Origin of the sequence: Methanosphaerula subterraneus (assembly GCF_052055875.1) — an archaeon.
GTDB classification, from domain to species: domain Archaea; phylum Halobacteriota; class Methanomicrobia; order Methanomicrobiales; family Methanospirillaceae; genus Methanosphaerula; species Methanosphaerula subterraneus.
Genome location: NZ_CP170508.1, coordinates 1,656,561 through 1,674,015 on the forward strand (window position 1 = coordinate 1,656,561; position 17,455 = coordinate 1,674,015).

At 59.4% G+C, this 17,455-nt stretch carries 13 protein-coding genes; 9 read left to right on the plus strand and 4 right to left on the minus strand.

All coding sequences use genetic code 11. The features are described 5' to 3' along the window. Positions 1 to 126: 126 nt before the first annotated feature. Positions 127 to 1,254: a hypothetical protein gene (locus tag ACFKSJ_RS08045; protein WP_440949283.1), complete on the plus strand. Its 1,128-nt coding sequence runs from the start codon at positions 127 to 129 to the stop codon at positions 1,252 to 1,254. A 68-nt stretch (positions 1,255 to 1,322) separates the two neighbouring features. Further along, positions 1,323 to 4,088 (plus strand): ABC transporter substrate binding protein, encoded by a 2,766-nt coding sequence (locus ACFKSJ_RS08050; RefSeq protein ID WP_440949284.1) that lies wholly within the window; start codon positions 1,323 to 1,325, stop codon positions 4,086 to 4,088. A gap of 28 nt (positions 4,089 to 4,116) precedes the next feature. Here ACFKSJ_RS08050 and ACFKSJ_RS08055 read toward each other — a convergent pair whose 3' ends face one another. Next, the gene (locus ACFKSJ_RS08055) at positions 4,117 to 4,437 is read right to left on the minus strand and encodes a hypothetical protein (protein ID WP_440949285.1); all 321 of its coding nucleotides are present in this window, start codon (positions 4,435 to 4,437) and stop codon (positions 4,117 to 4,119) included. Between the two features lie 44 nt (positions 4,438 to 4,481). After that, positions 4,482 to 5,345 carry a TrmB family transcriptional regulator gene (locus tag ACFKSJ_RS08060; RefSeq protein ID WP_440949286.1) on the minus strand — a complete coding sequence of 288 codons (864 nt, stop codon included), beginning with the start codon at positions 5,343 to 5,345 and terminating at the stop codon, positions 4,482 to 4,484. Between the two features lie 137 nt (positions 5,346 to 5,482). On the opposite strand from ACFKSJ_RS08060, the gene ACFKSJ_RS08065 reads away from it, so the two are divergent. From ACFKSJ_RS08065 to ACFKSJ_RS08080, 4 genes are all read left to right on the plus strand, one after another. Then, a complete protein-coding gene (locus ACFKSJ_RS08065) occupies positions 5,483 to 6,967 on the plus strand; it encodes a hypothetical protein (protein ID WP_440949287.1) in 1,485 nt (494 codons plus the stop codon). Further along, positions 6,964 to 7,650, plus strand: coding sequence for an ABC transporter ATP-binding protein (locus ACFKSJ_RS08070; RefSeq protein ID WP_440949288.1), 687 nt, complete (start codon positions 6,964 to 6,966; stop codon positions 7,648 to 7,650). The genes ACFKSJ_RS08065 and ACFKSJ_RS08070 overlap by 4 nt, the downstream gene beginning before the upstream one ends. After that, the gene (locus ACFKSJ_RS08075; protein ID WP_440949289.1) at positions 7,647 to 8,939 is read left to right on the plus strand and encodes an ABC transporter permease; all 1,293 of its coding nucleotides are present in this window, start codon (positions 7,647 to 7,649) and stop codon (positions 8,937 to 8,939) included. Before ACFKSJ_RS08070 ends, ACFKSJ_RS08075 begins: the two co-directional genes overlap by 4 nt. A gap of 85 nt (positions 8,940 to 9,024) precedes the next feature. Further along, the gene (locus tag ACFKSJ_RS08080; RefSeq protein WP_440949290.1) at positions 9,025 to 9,429 is read left to right on the plus strand and encodes a PaaI family thioesterase; all 405 of its coding nucleotides are present in this window, start codon (positions 9,025 to 9,027) and stop codon (positions 9,427 to 9,429) included. A 72-nt stretch (positions 9,430 to 9,501) separates the two neighbouring features. Here ACFKSJ_RS08080 and ACFKSJ_RS08085 read toward each other — a convergent pair whose 3' ends face one another. Beyond that, positions 9,502 to 10,071 carry an RAD55 family ATPase gene (locus tag ACFKSJ_RS08085; RefSeq protein ID WP_440949291.1) on the minus strand — a complete coding sequence of 190 codons (570 nt, stop codon included), beginning with the start codon at positions 10,069 to 10,071 and terminating at the stop codon, positions 9,502 to 9,504. A 263-nt stretch (positions 10,072 to 10,334) separates the two neighbouring features. On the opposite strand from ACFKSJ_RS08085, the gene ACFKSJ_RS08090 reads away from it, so the two are divergent. From ACFKSJ_RS08090 to ACFKSJ_RS08100, 3 genes are all read left to right on the plus strand, one after another. Beyond that, on the plus strand, positions 10,335 to 12,935 hold the full coding sequence (locus tag ACFKSJ_RS08090; protein WP_440949292.1) for a PAS domain S-box protein: 2,601 nt from the start codon (positions 10,335 to 10,337) through the stop codon (positions 12,933 to 12,935). A gap of 325 nt (positions 12,936 to 13,260) precedes the next feature. Beyond that, positions 13,261 to 14,859: a COG1470 family protein gene (locus ACFKSJ_RS08095; protein WP_440949293.1), complete on the plus strand. Its 1,599-nt coding sequence runs from the start codon at positions 13,261 to 13,263 to the stop codon at positions 14,857 to 14,859. Positions 14,860 to 14,948: 89 nt separating this feature from the next. Then, a complete protein-coding gene (locus tag ACFKSJ_RS08100) occupies positions 14,949 to 15,806 on the plus strand; it encodes a hypothetical protein (protein WP_440949294.1) in 858 nt (285 codons plus the stop codon). Positions 15,807 to 15,894: 88 nt separating this feature from the next. Here ACFKSJ_RS08100 and ACFKSJ_RS08105 read toward each other — a convergent pair whose 3' ends face one another. Beyond that, positions 15,895 to 17,433 (minus strand): class I adenylate-forming enzyme family protein, encoded by a 1,539-nt coding sequence (locus ACFKSJ_RS08105; RefSeq protein WP_440949295.1) that lies wholly within the window; start codon positions 17,431 to 17,433, stop codon positions 15,895 to 15,897. Positions 17,434 to 17,455 lie beyond the last annotated feature (22 nt).

The window sequence follows — 17,455 nt, forward strand, 5'->3', positions numbered from 1 at the left end:
CCCCCCTTTTTTTACCAGGAGATACAGGAGATGGAACATTTCAGATCGATCAGATCTCTAAATCCCACAGAATGGGGTGATTCGACCAAGTACCTTATCAGGAGATCACTCAAAAATTAGAGGTCTGTGAAGAGAACAAAGATCTATCTGATTCTGACTGTGCTTATCCTTGCACTCTGTCAGAGCGTGCTGGCCGATAACGCCACCCCGGTCCAGATGGGCGTCACCACACCCGCGCTCACCCAGACCATTGAACCATCGAATAGTACCACACAGGCCACTGCCCCGGCCACATCAGGTGCAACAACAGCGACCATGACATCGGGTGTTTCACCAACGATGACAGCACCCGCGACGACACCGACCGTCACCATGACGGCCGCCGTCACACAGGGACCAAAGGACGCAACCTTCACCTTCAAGATCAACGATGTGATCACCAACGGCAACGAGCTCTATGCTGTCTGGGATGTCTCCACTGTATCAGACTCGTACATCCTCTCACGGGTGTATGTCTACCCGGCACAGAACAGCGTGTACAGGATCATCAACGACCAGAAGGTCACCACCGACCGGAAGACCGTCGAGTCCCAGTTCAGGTCCACCAACTTCCAGGGGTTCCGGGACGAACAGGTCTTTGTTGAGAACCCGAAGTTCGGACCAGGAGATATCGTCCATGACAATACCTTCTACATTCAGATCCAGTACATCGAGCGGTCCGACTATTACTACAACGAGGTCTACAAAGAACAGGACGGATGGAGAACAGTCGGCCCCAAGCAGCAGCTCGGGATCTCAGCAGTGAACCAGCGCTGCCAGCTGGTCGACCATGCGGCTGCAGGCACGCTGCTGAAGTCGTTCAACCAGACCCCGCAGACCCCGCCGGTCACCCCAACCCCGGAGGCGGCCTCTGAAAAGGCGCATCCAACTCCGGTGGAGACCCAGACCCCGGCAGACGTCTCCGGACAGGCCAGTGGGACCTCAACCGGCGCAGGGCAGCAGGCAGCCGTCTCCGGCGGTGTGACAGTCAAATCAGCGGCCACGCAGCAGACCCTCAACCAGAAGGGTGTTGGCACCCAGGCCGTCCAGACCGCCTCCTCGCAGGTGGTCTACACCCAGACGACCGCCGACAATGCTGAGAAGCAGTACGACTTCAACGGCTCGGTGAAGACGAGGGCCGGCGTGCCCGGATGGACGCCGCTCGCAGCCCTCGGGATCCTCGGGGTCATGCTCGTACTCAGAAAGAGAGAATAATCTTTTTTTTCCACGGTCGACCCGGTTATTCCCGATCCGTTCAGAAGGATTCTTGAGTGGTCAGAGAGATGATCTGTATACGAATGTGGATCTCCCCCCAGGGCAGGTCGCTGCTCTGTTCTCTGCTCTGTGTGCTGATCCTCGCGGTCCTGGCCACAGCCCCCGCTGCTGCACACCCATCCCCCCGGTCGGTGCTGGTCCTTCACTCCTACCATCAGGGGTTCGCCTGGACCGACGAGGTGACCGCCGGAATCAGCGAGGTGCTCGTCCCAAACGAGACCCTGGACATCCCCGTCGAGTTCATGGACACCAAGCGCCACCATGACGATGCCTACTTCAGGGATATCTTTTCGTTCTATCAGGCGAAGTATGCAGCCAACCCCCCGGACCTGATCCTCGCCGATGAGGAGGACGCCTACTCCTTCCTCCTCCAGCACCATGACGACCTTTTCCCGGGTGTGCCGGTGATATTCATCGGCGTGAACTACCTGCCAGGGACAGAGCAGCCCCCCCGCCCGGACTTCACTGGGGTGCTCGAAGACTACCAGATCAACAGGACCATCGACCTCGCCCTCAGCCTCCATCCACAAACAAAAAACCTGGTGATCATCAACGACAACGTGACCTCGGCCGGGGTGGCCAACCAGAAGATCCTCGAACCGGTCCTCCCGGCCTATAGAGAGCGGTTGACGACCCGCTTCATCAGCAACGTGACCCTGCAGGAACTGGAGGATCAGGTGGCCGCCCTCGAAGAGGAGAGTATCGTCCTCCTCCTCACCTTCAACCAGGACCGGGAGGGGAGGATGGTCTCCTATGACGAGAGCATCGCAGCCGTCGCCACGAACTGCAGTGTTCCGATCTATGGAGTCTGGGACTTCTACCTCGGGAAGGGGATCGTCGGCGGGATGATGACGACCGGCGAGGGGCAGGGAAGGATCGCCGGCAACATGGCAGAGGAGATCCTTGCCGGGGGGAACGTCACCGATATCCCGGTGACGATCGCACGCCCGGATGCCGGGATCTTCGATTACCAGCAACTCCAGCGGTTCGGGATCGATCCGGCCGACCTCCCGGCAGGGAGTGTGATCCTCAATCAGCCCTCGGGGACGATGGAGCTTCCCCGAGAGGTTGTGCTGGGGACCGCTCTCCTCTGTATCGGCCTCTTCTTCATCGTTCTGGTCCTCTTCATCAGCAATCGGCGTATCGATGCTGCCCGGGAACGGCTCAGGATCAGCGAGGAACGTTTTCGAAGTGTCTTCGACCTCCCCCTGATCGGGATCGCCATCATCGCCCCAGGGGGCCGGATGATGAAGGTGAACGAGAAACTCTGCTCGATCCTCGGATTCACCCCTGACGAAGCGATGAAGAAGACCTGGCGTGACTTCACCGTGCCGGAGGACTTCCCGGGAGAGGAGACAAGGGTGGCGGCCATATACCAGGGAGAGGACGAGTCATTCTCACATGAAAAACGGCTGAAACGAAAGGACGGCCAGGTGATCGCCATCGAAGAGGCGGTGGCCGTCGTGAGACAGCCTGACGGATCAGCCGGCCACTTTGTCGTGGTGATGAGCGATATCACCCGACGCAAACAGGTGGAGGAGGAACTGCACCAACATCAGATGCACCTCGAGGAGCAGGTGACGAGGCGGACTGTCGACCTTGAGACGGCCGTAACGAGGTTGATCACCGAGGTCCAGGAGCGAAGCCGGACTGAGACGCTCCTGGCCGCTGAGAAAGAGCGGCTGGCCATCACCCTTCGGTCCATCGCCGACGGGGTGATCACCACTGACGCCACAGGGCTGGTCCTGATGATGAACCCGGTGGCAGAGGATCTGACCGGGTGGCGACAGGAAGAGGCGGTGGGGCTGCCACTCGCCCGCGTCTTCGTCACCAGCGATGAACCGGGCCAAACTGGGGTTCCGTCCACCTCCTCGACGGCCAGGAACTCCAATCACCCCTCCAGGCTCTGGGGGAGACGTCTGCTCTCTGCCGACGGAACCGAGCACACGATCGCCGCCAGTTCGGCGGAGGTGCCGGGGCCGGAGGGAGACCGGGGCGGTTCGATCCTCGTCTTCCAGGACATCACATCCCTCCGGAAGATGGAGGAAGACCTGCTCCAGAACCAGAAGATCGAGTCCCTCGGTGTCCTGGCCGGGGGGATCGCCCATGACTTCAACAACATCCTGACGATCATCATCGGGCACCTGGAACTCGCTGAAATGAACCTCGCCGATGACGATCCCGTCGCCCTCCAGCTCAACAAGGCGACCCGGGCGATCTTCCGTGCACGGGGGCTGACCACCCAGCTCCTCACCTTCGCCAAGGGTGGAGCACCAGTCAGGGCAGTCACGTACCTCTCAGATATGATCGAGGAGACGGCCGACTTCGCCCTCCGTGGTTCGAAGTCCCGTGCGATCGTCCGGCTCCCGGCATCCCTGCCGGCCGTCGATGTCGACCTCGGGCAGATCGGCCAGGTGGTCGGCAACCTTGTGATGAACGCCGACCAGGCAATGCCCACCGGGGGAACGGTGACCATCTCCGGGGAGGCGGTGGCCCTGGCTGAGGGAATCCTCACCCTCCCTGCCGGGGAGTATGTGGCGATCTCTGTAGAGGACACCGGGATTGGGATATCCCCTGATCTGATGGGGAAGATCTTCGATCCTTACTACACGACCCACTCGGTTGGACGGGGGCTTGGCCTCTCCAGCAGCCTCTCGATCATCAGGAACCATGGCGGAAGTATCGAGGTACACTCTGTCGTCGGGAAGGGGAGCACCTTCACATTCTACCTCCCTGTGACCCGGAAAGGGTCGCCGGCTTCCGACATCACCTGAGTTGGGCCACCACCGGCCCAGGCCCGGCTCAGGTCCACATCCGTTCCCTGCAAAACGGGCAGATGCTGATCTCGGGCTGAACCGGGTGGCCGCAGAATGGGCAGCAGTCTGACCGTAAGACAACCCGGGGTGGTGCAAGGGCCTCCACCGGTACCAGCCGGCGCCGGTCCCGCTCGAACGTGATGTACCAGAGCAGTCCGGCCGCCGCCACGATCAACACTACCCAGACGACGAGAAAATACTGGACCGGGGGCTGCTCGAAGTCCGGGAGAACCGCCGGGGTGGCGGCCAGAGCTCTGGCAGGGGTGGCAGCCGCCAGCAGACCTGAGAGGAGCACCGGGCGGAGCATAGGTGATGAGAGTCTCTCATCTGGTTAAAACTTTGTGGGCAGGGTCAGTCGCGGGACTGGTCCAGGGACTCTTCTGAACTGCTCCCGGTCAGGAGGCCTTCCTTCTCCATCTGCTGCAACATCTGCCACATCATCATATTCCTGTTCTTTGCGAGCAGCACGAGGGTCCGGTTCTGAGAGGCGAGGCCAGTCAGCATCTCGGTCTCAATCGGCGGCACCGAGAGTTCCTCGGCATCATCGACGATCAGGTCGAGCTGGTTGGAGAACCGGAACTCCTCCATCATCTCGGCCAGGCCTGGGTCCGCCATCATCGGCATCAACATCACTGCAGGGGAGGTGACCATCACCTGCTGTCGGTCGCCTGTGAAGAGAGAGCGGAACTCCTCCCCAACTCTGGGGTCCTCCGAGATCACCACCAGGCAGATGGAGAGATCCCGGCCGGCGAGCTGTTTGAAGAGGTCGAGATACCGGTCCGAGGTCACAGCAAAGACACTCTCCTTCGCCTCCCTGAGCATCTCGTCGATCTTATACTCCAGATTCCCCTTTCCGTACATCGCCCAGAACTGGGCAGGCCGTCTCCCAGAGAAGATCTGCTCCCGGAGGGTCTGCAGTTCGGAGAGGGCTGTGGCAGCGGCCTCGGTGTGTGCATCCATCAGGATCCTGACGGCGATCTCAGGCGATATCGCCTGAAAGACCGCCGGCTTGGCACTGATCCGGACGGCCAGGCCAAGATCGTCCAGGGACTCGAGGCTCTCGTACACGCTCGGTTTGGAGATCCCGAGCAATTCGACCACCTCCTTCGCCTGCGCCTGGTCCAGGAGGACCAGCGCCGCATAGACCTTCGCCTGGTACTCGGAGAGGCCGAGCACCTTCAGCGCCTTCACCAGCGTCGGGGTGATCATCGTCATACCAGAGACTGTTTGTGATCTGTAGTAAAATAATTTACTACAGGATCAGACAGATTTATCTCTAATGATGCATAACAGAGTTGTAGTAAATTCAATTACTACAAACTCGCGACAGTTCGCGGGAACGAGGAGAGATCGTGATATCATCAGCATACCATAACACCGGCACCCCTGCGACTGGGCAGGGTGCACCAGGCAAAAGACCGGCCCAGAGTCCGGTCTCTGCACAGAGAGACGGAGTGACCCGACGACCGGGAAGACGCGATACGGTGAGGCGGATCACCACCGTACTGCTGATCCCCCTGGCCTTCTGCGTCCTGATCATGGCAGCCTCGGCAGTCGACGTGAACAACTCCTCGATGTCAACAACGACAGCAGGGACGAACCTCACCCAGGCAGTGACGACGACCAGCAGTTCAGGATCCTCGGGATCCTACACAGGCGTATCCCAGGTGACGACCTCGACCACCACGGCGGCCACGGGATCATCGACAGGGTCAGGGCTCTCGGTGACGAAGACCACCCTCGATCCCGAGGTGCTGATGCCAGGGGACAGCGGGACCCTGACCATCGTGGTCAGCAACAGCGGGAACACCGCGGTTGACTACACTCGTGCCACCCTGGCCGGCTCGTCGGTGACGACGATGGACAGCACCCAGTACGCCTCCGGGGGATCCATCAGCCCGGGATCGACGATGCAGTTCATCTTCCCGATCCAGGCAGGGACCAGGGTAGGAGTTCAGTACCCCGAGTTCGTCCTCAACCTGGACTCGAATACCCTCAGGTACCCGGTGGCTGTGAAGGTGTCCGACACCAACCTTGCGGTCTCGGTGGCCTCGCAGCCTGACGCGTATGTGCAGGGATTCAAGGACAGCATAGTCCTTTCGATAGGGAACCCCCGGCAGAACAGTGTCAACGGGATCCAGATCATACCATCTGGAGATGGTTCCACCATCAGCCCGGGATCGATCTTCATCGGAGCCCTCGCCTCAAACAGCGAGATCTCGAAGACCTTCAGTGTGACGCCTTCACGTGAAGGGAACGTCACATTCCAGGTCAGTTTCCAGAACGGGCTGAATGTTCACACCGCATCCCTGACCATCCCGGTCACCTTCTCTGAGGACAAGACCCAGGCAGACCTCCTGATCTCCGACACCGTGATCACCCAGTCAGCCGGAGTTACCCATATCACCGGAAATGTCAACAATGCAGGGCTCAAAGATGCCAATGGTGTCGTGGTGACGACCGGTGGGACCGGGACCCCTGTCGACCCCTACAAACAGGCAGTGATCGGATCGCTCGCAGCCAATGACTTCTCCAGCTTTGAAGTGACCTTTACCGACAGAACGAACAGCGCCTCCGTCCCCCTCGTGATCTCCTATAAGGACGCCAACGGGAACTCCCTCACCCGGACGGTGACGGTGGACATCAAATCATCCACCTCCAACATGACTGCTGGCAATGGCGGAGCACCGTCAGGTAGCGCACCATCCGGGGCTATGTCCCCCCCCGGGCAGCGTAACGGGATCGTCGGAACACTCACCGGGCTCGCCCTCCCGATCGTCGCAGTGCTGGTGGTCATCGGAGGCGCAGCCCTGTATATCCGGAGAAGAAAGCGATGAGTGAGTCAATGGCTGAGACCCCCCTGATCACATTCTGCGAGGTCAGCAAGGTGTACAAACTCCCTGCCGGGGATGTGATCGCCCTCGATCATATCTCCCTTGAGATCATGAAGGGAGAGTTCGTCGCGATCATGGGCCCCTCGGGGTCAGGAAAGTCGACGACGATGAACATGATCGGGTGCCTCGACACCCCGACATCAGGTGATCTGATGATCAATGGCATCAACACCAAGGACATGAGTGATCGTGCACTGACAAGTCTCAGGAGGGACACCATCGGGTTCATCTTCCAGCAGTTCAACCTGATCCCCTCCCTGACGATCCTTGAGAACGTCGAGTTCCCCCTGCTGATGAAGCACGGGGGAAACATTCCAAAAGGAAGGGCAGAACAGGCACTGGCTTCGGCAGGACTCGATCCGAAGCTGTACACCCATACTCCGGCAGAACTCTCCGGCGGGCAGCAGCAGCGGGCAGCCATCGCCCGCTCGCTTGTCAATGATCCGGTCCTCCTCCTCTGCGACGAGCCGACCGGGAACCTTGATCGGAAGACCGGCCTCGGGATCATGAAGCAGCTTTCAGAGATGAACAATGAAGGGACAACCGTGATCATGGTCACCCATGACCCCACGACCGCTGAGTACGCCGATCGGGTGATCATGATTGAGGATGGTCGGATCGTATGATCTTCGTTGACCTGGCGGTCAGAAACCTTAAACTCCATCCGCTCCGGTCCACGCTGGCCGTCCTCGGGATTGTGATCGGGGTCGCTGCCATCGCAGCAATGGGGATCCTCGGGAACAGCATGGTCCTCTCGATCACGGACAGCATCACCGCCTCGGGGAACACGATCATCATCTCACCGGTCGGCGAAACCAGCAACTCTATCGGCAGTGCTTCATCGAGCAGTAGCGGTGGCGGTGCCCCGCCGGGCGGCGGTGGCGGGATGATGATGGGTAGTGGCGGTGGCGGAGCACCCCCAAGCGGCGGAGGTGGTGGTGAAAGTTCAAGCACCACGACGCCGAGGTTCACCGAGGCACAGGCCCAGCAGATAGCAAGAATCATCAGCACGAACGGATCGGTCATCAATGTCGCCTCCACCAGAGACGTGGTCTCTGTCGGAAAGAAGAACGTGACAACGCAGATCTACGGACTGACACCGGCAGACGCTGAATCCCTCCTTGGCAGCGACATGGAATCGGGGACAATGCTCAAATCCGGTGGTTCAGGATGTATCGTCGGAACGACCCTGGCGACCAGGTACAACCTGACGGTCGGGTCACGGATCACCGTAGCGAGCGGCGGGACACTCAGGGTTCTTGGAATCATCGGAACCCGGGGTATGAGTATGGACGTCTCCACCGACAACGCCATCGTTGTCCCTGAAGAATGGTTCTTCCAGGTCTACAACACCAGGAGCAACCTCTACGACCAGGTGATCGTCAAGGCCAATAATATCGACGACGTCGAGACGCTCTCAGATGAACTCACCACGTCGATGAACCACAAGGAACGAGTCATTTCAGTCCAGCTGACCAAGACAAGTCTGGCCCGCATATACGATTCATTCTCGACGGTCACGACGTTTGTCAGTGCTATAGGCGGGATCTCCCTCGTCGTCGCAGGGGTCTCGATCTTAAACATCATGATGATGTCGGTGAACGAACGGATCCGGGAGATCGGGATCATGCGATCCTTAGGCAGCCAGCAACCGGAGGTGCTGATGATGTTCATGTACGAGGCGCTCTTCCTGGGTATCATTGGCAGCGCGATCGGCGGAGCGCTCAGCCTGGGTGCCGGGTATATGGTCTGTACCATGTTCCTCAAGACCGGGGCCTATGCGCTGGCCCCCTCCAGCCTGCTACAGGTGGTGTACGGGATCGGTTTCGGGATCCTGATCAGCCTGATCTGCGGTATCTACCCGGCATGGACGGCCTCCCGGATGAACCCGATCGACGCACTCCGCCACGAGTGACGGCTGGATTCAAGCCACAGGAAGGCAGGAGAGGAGAAGGCATAACCCTTCTCATCTCCAACTTTTTTTAAGAGACGATGTTCCGATGGAAAAGAAAGAAGATCAGATTGCGTCCTTCAACGCCGCACCGTTCGCCGTGTTGAACAGGCTTGTGATCACCGATGTCAGAGATGACCTGAGTGTCGTGGTCATGATGGAGATCCCTGACAAGTTGAACGCCCATGGGAACGTCCACGGCGGGGCGATCTTCTCAGTGGCAGACCATGCGTTCGGGATCGCCTCAAACCTGGACGGGAGGCCGAAGGTCGGGGTCACCTCGCAGATCACCTACCTGGCCCCGGCCACGGCCACCGGCGGTCCGCTGGTCGCGACCGCCACCAGTGCAGGGGAGGCCGAGGCGACGGTCGCGTTCCAGGTCACGGTCACCCAGGATGGCCGGCAGGTCGCACTCTTTTATGGGAACGCCTTTCTGCTCAGGCCAGGGCAGTAGATCACCGGAACCTGGGAACCGGGATCACCCGCCAGCCCGGGCCTCGGCCAGACCCCGGGGATGTTCTGACCCTTATACGATGAAGATCGAGGTCGAGAGTTCGACCCCGTGCTCGGTGATAAAGTACGGGAAGACCCGGAGCGGCACCGGCATTCCCGGCACCTTGTGGATGATCAGCAGGTGGCTGACCTCGTTCATCACGACCTCCTGCTGCATCTCGAGGAAGAGGTCCACAGTCCGCAACAGCCGGATCTCCTCGAGTGGGGTATGCAGACCCGGATAGGTCAGCACGATCAGGTTCCCCCCGGTCCGTCGGATCTGCTCCTTCATCGACCGGAGAAATGTCAGGGTCAGATCGAGCCCATGCTCGAGCAGGATCGTCGAGAGTGAGTCGACGATGATCACCTCCCCCCGCCCATATTCATCAGAGTGGTCAGGTGAGAATGTTGAGATCATCCCCGGTTCCACCTGCCCGTCCAGCATCAGGTAGGTGCCGGAATCAGAGGCGGCATTCCAGAACTGCCGGGCCAAAAGGTCGCTGCCTGAGAGGGGGTTCCCCTGGATCAGCACGATGGTGCCGCACGGAAGGCCACCGTCGAGCACCTGGTCCAGTCCGCTTATCCCTGTGCTCCGTCTCTCCATGATCGTCCCCTGTTAAGATCTCTATTTGTCAATGGTTATAGAAAATACCCCTGGCAGGTTCAACTGATCTGGTCCATCATTCGATGAGCGGGATATTCGAAGAATCCAGGGGATGCTTCTATCAAGATGTTAGGTTCTCAACTTTAAATATCGAGCCGGCACCCCAGCATGCACCACAGAAACCGAACCGGAGATGAGGATAGTTTATATACCACCATTACATTAATGGGGTTGAAGAAGGCTCTTGGGGTACAGGTTCACGGATGATCACGGTACTGCTGCTGGATGATGATCATGACTTTTTTGCATCGATCAGGCAGCACCTCGCCAGGGTCTGCGATATCACGGTCCATTCGGTCACCTCGGCCGGCAGGGCCCTTACGGCCATCCGGCAGAAAGTCCCGGACGTAGTCGTTACCGGGTTCTGGGGGACCACCCGGGAAGGGCCGGCATTGATCAGAAAACTCCAGAAGATGGTCCCTGCAATTCCGGTGGTCGTCATCACCGGGAAACCTGGGGGAGAGAACGAGAGCGCCACACGGCATCCGATGATTGCCCGGTGCCTGGAGAGGCCGGAGAAACCTGACGCCTGTTTCTATCTGGAACTCGCCGAGGCGATCAGGATCGCCGTGATGGAGAACCCGAAGAGCAAGGACCCCCGATATGAACAGAACCTGCTGGCGCAGATCATGGAGACCAGCATGGTGGGGATCCTGGTGGTAGACCAGGAGGGGGTCGTCACTTTTTCTAACCGGGCCGCAGAGGAACTGCTCGGATCCGGACCCAACGGTGCCGGACCGGGGGGCAAGCCCCTCTCTGCGTTCCCGTTCGCTGCGCTGATCGCCGCCGGTTCCCCTATCAGGGGTCAACATTACACCATCGGGGAAGGGGCCCGGGAGCGGGTGTTTCTGGTCAACGGTGCTCCACTGCAGACAGAACCCGGTGAAAAGCAGCAGATGGTTCTGGTAGTCGAAGAAGTGACCGAGACGGTGCATCTCGAGGAGGTGCTGATCAGAAACGAGGACCGGTTCAGGGCCATCCTTGAAGAGCAGAACGAGCTGATCTGCAGGTTTCTGCCGGACACCACGTTCACCTACGTGAACGAGGCCTACTGCAGGTATAACCGGAGATCAGCAGACCAGCTGCTGGGGCAGAAGCTCACCACCCTGTTCCCACAGGAGGAGATGGTCCAGATCTCAGCACTGCTCGAGCAGATCAAAGAGGGGGTCCCGTATGTGACCTGCGAGCACCTGCACAGAGGCGAAGGGCAGGAAGAGCAGTGGCAGCAGTGGGCGGTCAGAGGAATACGCAATGAAGAGGGGGCGGTGATCGAGTACCAGTCGGTGGGGAGGGACGTGACCGCACAGAAGAGGATGGAACAGGCCCTCCGCGAGAGCGAGGAGCGGTATCGGTTGATCGCCGATACCATGGAGGATCTGGTCTGGATGATGGGCCCGGATCACGAGATCCTCTTCATCAGCCCGTCGATGGAGCGGGCGCTGGGGTACTCGTTCGAGGAACTGCAGGGGAGGCCGCTTGAGCGTTACCTGACTCGTGAGTCCCGGATACTGGTGGAGAAGGCCGCTCGCAGGGAGCATGAAGGGGAGCAGGGGGCGGTCGGCCCCGGGACCCTTGACCTTGAATTCCGACGAAAGAACGGTTCCACGGCCCGATCCGAGGTGCAGTTGACCGTGATCGGGGGCGGAGAAGGTCATCCGACCGGAGTTCTCGGGGTCGGCCGCGATGCGACCGCCCGGAGAAGGGCGGAACTGGCACTCCGGGAGAGTGAAGAACGGTTCCGACTGCTCGCAGAGAACGCCACCGACATGATCGCACGGCATTCACTGGCCGGCGCCTTCTGGTATGTCTCCCCGGTCTGTATGCCCCTGCTCGGGTACACCTCTGAGCAGTTGATCAGCAGATCTTCCTTTGAATTCATCCACCCCGACGACCTCGGGATCGTTCAGCAGGCCTATACCGATGTGCTCACCACGCCAGATGTCGTCCGGGCCTGCTACCGGTTCAGAAGGATTGACGGGACATACATCTGGTTTGAGACCATCGGCAGGGCGATCTGGGATCCGGTCACCGGCCTCCCCATCGAGATCCATACCTCGTCACGGGAAATCACGGACCGGAAGAGGCTCGAGGAGGCAATCACGGTACAGAACGAGGAGTTACAGCGGTACTCAACGGCGCTCGCGCAGGCCAACCGGAAGCTGAACCTGTTGAACAGCGTGACCAGACACGACATCCTGAACCAGCTGACCGTGATCTCAGGCTATCTTGAGATATTGCAGAACGACATCACCGATCCAGTGCTGATCGGCTATCTGCGCCGGCAGCAGCGGGCCGCAGAGCTGATCCAGCATCAGATCGAGTTCACCAAGGCCTACCAGAACCTGGGGGCAGAGGCCCCGAGATGGCAGAAAGCATCAGAGGTGCTCGCTGCAGCGGTCGTATCCCTGGACCTGGGAGGGGTCACCCTCGACGCCGACCTGGACGGGCTGGAGATCTTCGCAGACCTGCTGCTTGAGAGAGTCTTCTTCAACCTGGTCGAGAACGGGATCCGGCATGGGGAAGATGTCACCAGAATCAAGCTATGGTATGTGGAGACCGATAGGGAGGTCGTCCTGGCCTATCAGGACGACGGAATTGGGATCCCCGTGGCCCAGAAGGAGCAGATATTTGAGCGGGGGTATGGGAGCAACACCGGCCTCGGCCTCTTTCTGATCAGAGAGATCCTCTCGATCACCGGGATCGGTATCAGGGAGATCGGGGAGGAAGGGGAAGGAGCCCGGTTTCTGATCACCATCCCTGCGGGAGATTACCGGATCAGAAGAGCGGAAGAAGAAGGGTGTTGACGAGAGAAGTCCTGCCATTCCCGGCCGGTCTGGGGCCGGCGTACCCATCCCGGAGGTCTCGTTTCGGATCCGAGAATTTTTGGAGATTCGATTTGCGCAATACGTAAATACTTTGTTGTTTAGTTAGAGTCATCACCTCTATATGACCTTCAGGGAAAAAAATTCAGGAGATCGCGCATACTGACATGGCACAGCCGGCTGGAATCCTCCACCGGATTTCCAAGAATGTACATCCAGGTTTATGGTGCTGGTCACCGTTCCAGTGCTCTTCTCCGGACAGGTCATGTCGGACCGTGAGATTCGAGATCAGATGAGATGATGAGTAATGAAAGGAAAATACCGTCTTTGTGTAGTACTGGGTCTGTTGATCCTGTTCACCATCCCGGCCTTTGGGGGGGTAGTGAATCAGAGCAGCAATGGGGGCTCATCGTCCCAAACCACCCCGACTGGGACCAGTTCAGGGGATCTCAGCACAAGTGAGACCAGTGTCTCCACCTTCGTAACAGTCCTTCCGGACACCATGGAGATCGGGTCAGCAGAATCTGTCGACGACTCGGGTAACGATCGGACAACCGGCATCGGATCCCTGAGCATCCAGTGTGATTTTCCGGCACAGATCCTTGAAGCAGGGGAGACTGCCGAATTCCTCTTGAATATCTACAATACCGGTGCTGCCAGCGGACCGTTGAAACTTCGGGCGGCGGCCCCGATAAAGCCAGACCAGTGGACCTTTAAATTCATGGACGGCGAAACCCAGGTTGCGATGGTGGATGCCCAGCAGAATTCGGCGAAGAGCGTCAAGTTATCCATGGAAACCCCATCTGACCTGAAACCGGACGATTATCCGGTCAGGGTGATGGTCGGGGATGCACAGTATACCCTGTACATCACGATCTCAAAGACCCATGCCGGAGAGAACGGGACCCTCCAGCTGACCGTCAATGACCTGGAGGGGAAGGTGAAGGGAGCGGCCATCTCACTCTTTGGCGAAGGGAACAGGGATCCCATCGAGAGGGTGTTTACCGACGCGGACGGAGTGGTCGATGCAGAGGTGACTCCGGGCATTTATACCCTGCAGATCGAGAAGAGCGGGTACGCCCGGGTCGAGCGAAAGGAGATCCGGATCAAGAGCGGGATCACGACTGAACTCAATCCTGTCACGATAAAACCACTTGATTACGTGGCAGAGGTCCTGGTCAGCTCCCCGCAGGTGATCGTTCCGACCGGGAAGAACCCCCTGTATGAGATGACCCTGAAGAACATCGGAAAGAGTGACGATACCTATCAGTTCGCATCCTCCGATCTGCCAGAGGACTGGACTGTCCGCTTCAGGGACGCCGCAGACAACAGAAGCGAACTCTCGCATGTCACCCTGAAGGCCGGTGACCAGAGGGATCTGATCGTGGAGGTGATCCCTGGTGCTGGAACGCCGGCCGGGACCTATAATCTCTCTATCAAGACCGGTTCGTCAAGGAACTGGTATCAGACGAACCTGACCGCAGAACTGCAGGGGGGTGACCAGATGATGGTTATGGTGGAGAAGGACCGGTTTGATCTGACTAGGGGGGACACACTCTCATTCAATACCAGTGTGCAGAATGCAGGCGATGCAGGTGCGCTGACCAATGTAAACCTCTCGTTGAGCACCCCCAAAGGGTGGAATACCATCGTGACTCCCCCCTCGATCGGGAGCATCCTGAACGGGGGCCAGGGTGACTTCACGGTGAAGCTGGTCCCGCCCGCCAACACCTCCCCGAGTGAATACCAGGTAGGGGTCTTCGTCGCTTCAGACCAGGTCCAGAAGAGTGACACCCTCAGGGTGATGGTGCATGAACAGTCGCCGGCCGTCCTCCTCGGGGTGATCATGCTGGTGCTTGTGGGCGGTGGACTCTGGTACGTCTCCAGGAGGGGGAAACTCCGCTGAGCCGGGGGCCGGCCACAACCCCCTCGGGCCTGATAAAACAGATATCTACCTATAAAAAAATATAAATATTATTTTATTTATTTTCAGGTATGAACGTAAAAAAAGGGTATATTTTCGGCCTGGCACTGATCGTCGCGTTTATTCTGATGGCACAGCCGGCAACGGCAGCGATAGACACTTTTTCAGGCCCGGGATATGACGGGGTTCTGGATTATGTCGGAGCTGGAGGGTGGCAGAGCACCACCCTAGATGTGAAGAGCGGGGATGACTTCAATATCCTGGCGCTGGTGTACAGTGAAGCGAACGATTTTGAGTTGTACGTCTATGATCCCCTCTCCGATTCGATCATCACCTCGGCGACCGCACCATACAGCACGGAGAACGGCCTCAAGTACATATGGACCATCTCATCTCTCAACCCTGGGAGGTATTATATCGAGATCCACTCGTCCAGGGGATCAGGAAATTTTGCATTCATCCATTTTAACAGGAATATGCAGACCCAGACCACAACACCGGCTGCCACGACCGTCGCCCCCGCTCCTGCACCCACAAATACCCGGCCATCCACCGGAACATCGCTGTTTTCGACGACCATGTCTGGATCGAAGTATCTGACCATCTATAACCAGAACAATTACGATGCGGTGATCACAATGCGTAGGGCGACGACACCCCCAGTCTCTGGAGATAGGGTCCTGAGTTTCTACCTGCGTGCGCATGACCAGTATACCGTCCAGAACATCGAGGCAGGTGAATACACGCTCTGGTACAAACTCGGCGAAGGCTGGGATTCGGTCGGAAAAACGTTCCTCGTCGATCGTGGGGCAAGGAGATTCGACGATATATTCGGATATACCTCTAGGACCGCCGGATACGAGGCCTGGATCTATCCGGTTGCGGATGGAAACGCCTCGACAACTGATGTTCCGGCTGATCAGGTCTGAAACCGAGCCGAGCGGGGGATTCGTCGGGCTCGTTCAGTCAGCTGACCACCCGCTCCTCTGAAGTCCCCCCGGCCAGACGGCAGGGGGGTCAGAGCCTGCTGCCGTACTCCTCGCGGAGCGTCCGCCTGAGGAGTTTCCAGCCGTTCACCCGCGGAAGTGAGTCGACGACGATCAGGCCGCGGGGGACCTTGTACCCGGCCAGGTGAGCCCGGCAGAAGGTGGAAATCTCCTCGAAGGTTGGCGTTTCGTCTCCTGCCGGGACCACCACCGCAATCGGGATCTCCCCCCGCCGTTCGTCAGGCGAGCCGAAGACCGCCACGTCCGCGATCTTTGGATGCTGGACCAGCACGTTCTCCACCTCGGTCGGGTAGACTTTCCACCCGGACATGATGATCATGTCCTTCTTGCGGTCGGTGATGAAGAGGATACCTTCTGAATCCAGGTACCCGATATCCCCGGTCAGGAACCAGCCCCCGAGCAGAAAGACCGCGGCCGTCGCCTCCGGCATCTGCCAGTAGCCCTGCGCCACCGACGGACCGCGGAGCGCGATCTCGCCGGGGGTGTCAGGCGGGAGTTCCTCGTCTGGATCGTCAGGGGAGACGATCTTCACCTCGGTGTAGCCGACCGGAACCCCGACCGATCGAAACCCCCGGGTCAGGAACGGGTAGTTCGGAAGGGTCGTCGTCCCGGAGCCGATCACGATCGTCTCCGAGAGGCCATAGGAGTTGGCCACCGGGATATGGAACCTGCGGTCGAAGGCCTCCCAGACCGAGGGGAGGAGCGAGCCGCCGCCGCTGATTATCACCTTCACCGACGAGAGGGCCGCCTCGATCTCTTCTGGACTGTGGACCAGTGCATGGATCACCGGCGGCATCCCGGCCAGCACCGTCACCTGGTAACGTTCGATCAGGGCCAGGTACCGGTCGAGGTGGAACCGCTCCATGATCACAAAGGTGCCGCCGGCCCGCAGCGCTGCAAGCCCCCAGGAGATGCCGACATGTCCCATCGGGTAGATCCCGAGGTAGACATCGTCAGGGGTCAGCCCCAGGGCCTCGCGCTCGGCGTCCAGGGCCGACATCCAGTTGCCATGGGTCAGCATCGCCCCTTTGGGCGAACCGGTCGTCCCGGAGGTGTACTGCAACTGGCAGAGATGGTCGAACGAGCAGTCCACGGCCCGCATCGCCGCCGGGTAGCCGGCGAACTCCTGCCAGGGGATCGTCCCGGCGACACCCTCCTCGGTGCAGATCACCTGGTGCAGGCAGCCGGCCTGGTCACGGACCGAGGAGACGACCGCGGCCCCGTCCGGGTCGGTGATGACGGCCACCGCCCCGGCGTTGGTGATCGCATGGAGCAGTTCCTCACCCCGGTAGACCCTGTTGGTCGGGACGGCCACCGCCCCGATCCGCCAGATCGCAAAGTAACTGAAGAGGTACTCCGGGGACGACTCGAGATAGATGCAGACCCGGTCCCCCCGCCGGACCCCGACGGCGAGGAGCCCCTGGGCGAGCCGGTTCATCTGCCCCCGGACCTCCCTGTAGGTGTACGAGGTTCCCCGGGACGGGCAGTGGATCGCTACCTTCGCCTCGGGCACACTGGCGGCATCGAAGAGCGTGGTGACATTGGGCATAGATCAGACCAGGAAGACCACC

Bases quoted from the DNA above. Each gene is read 5' to 3' on its own strand.
- ACFKSJ_RS08050 (WP_440949284.1), top strand. From the start codon at position 1,323: ATGATCTGTATACGAATGTGGATCTCCCCCCAGGGCAGGTCGCTGCTC.
- ACFKSJ_RS08055 (WP_440949285.1), bottom strand. From the start codon at position 4,437: ATGCTCCGCCCGGTGCTCCTCTCAGGTCTGCTGGCGGCTGCCACCCCT.
- ACFKSJ_RS08060 (WP_440949286.1), bottom strand. From the start codon at position 5,345: ATGACGATGATCACCCCGACGCTGGTGAAGGCGCTGAAGGTGCTCGGC.
- ACFKSJ_RS08070 (WP_440949288.1), top strand. From the start codon at position 6,964: ATGAGTGAGTCAATGGCTGAGACCCCCCTGATCACATTCTGCGAGGTC.
- ACFKSJ_RS08075 (WP_440949289.1), top strand. From the start codon at position 7,647: ATGATCTTCGTTGACCTGGCGGTCAGAAACCTTAAACTCCATCCGCTC.
- ACFKSJ_RS08080 (WP_440949290.1), top strand. From the start codon at position 9,025: ATGGAAAAGAAAGAAGATCAGATTGCGTCCTTCAACGCCGCACCGTTC.
- ACFKSJ_RS08085 (WP_440949291.1), bottom strand. From the start codon at position 10,071: ATGGAGAGACGGAGCACAGGGATAAGCGGACTGGACCAGGTGCTCGAC.
- ACFKSJ_RS08090 (WP_440949292.1), top strand. From the start codon at position 10,335: ATGATCACGGTACTGCTGCTGGATGATGATCATGACTTTTTTGCATCG.
- ACFKSJ_RS08095 (WP_440949293.1), top strand. From the start codon at position 13,261: ATGAAAGGAAAATACCGTCTTTGTGTAGTACTGGGTCTGTTGATCCTG.
- ACFKSJ_RS08100 (WP_440949294.1), top strand. From the start codon at position 14,949: ATGAACGTAAAAAAAGGGTATATTTTCGGCCTGGCACTGATCGTCGCG.
- ACFKSJ_RS08105 (WP_440949295.1), bottom strand. From the start codon at position 17,433: ATGCCCAATGTCACCACGCTCTTCGATGCCGCCAGTGTGCCCGAGGCG.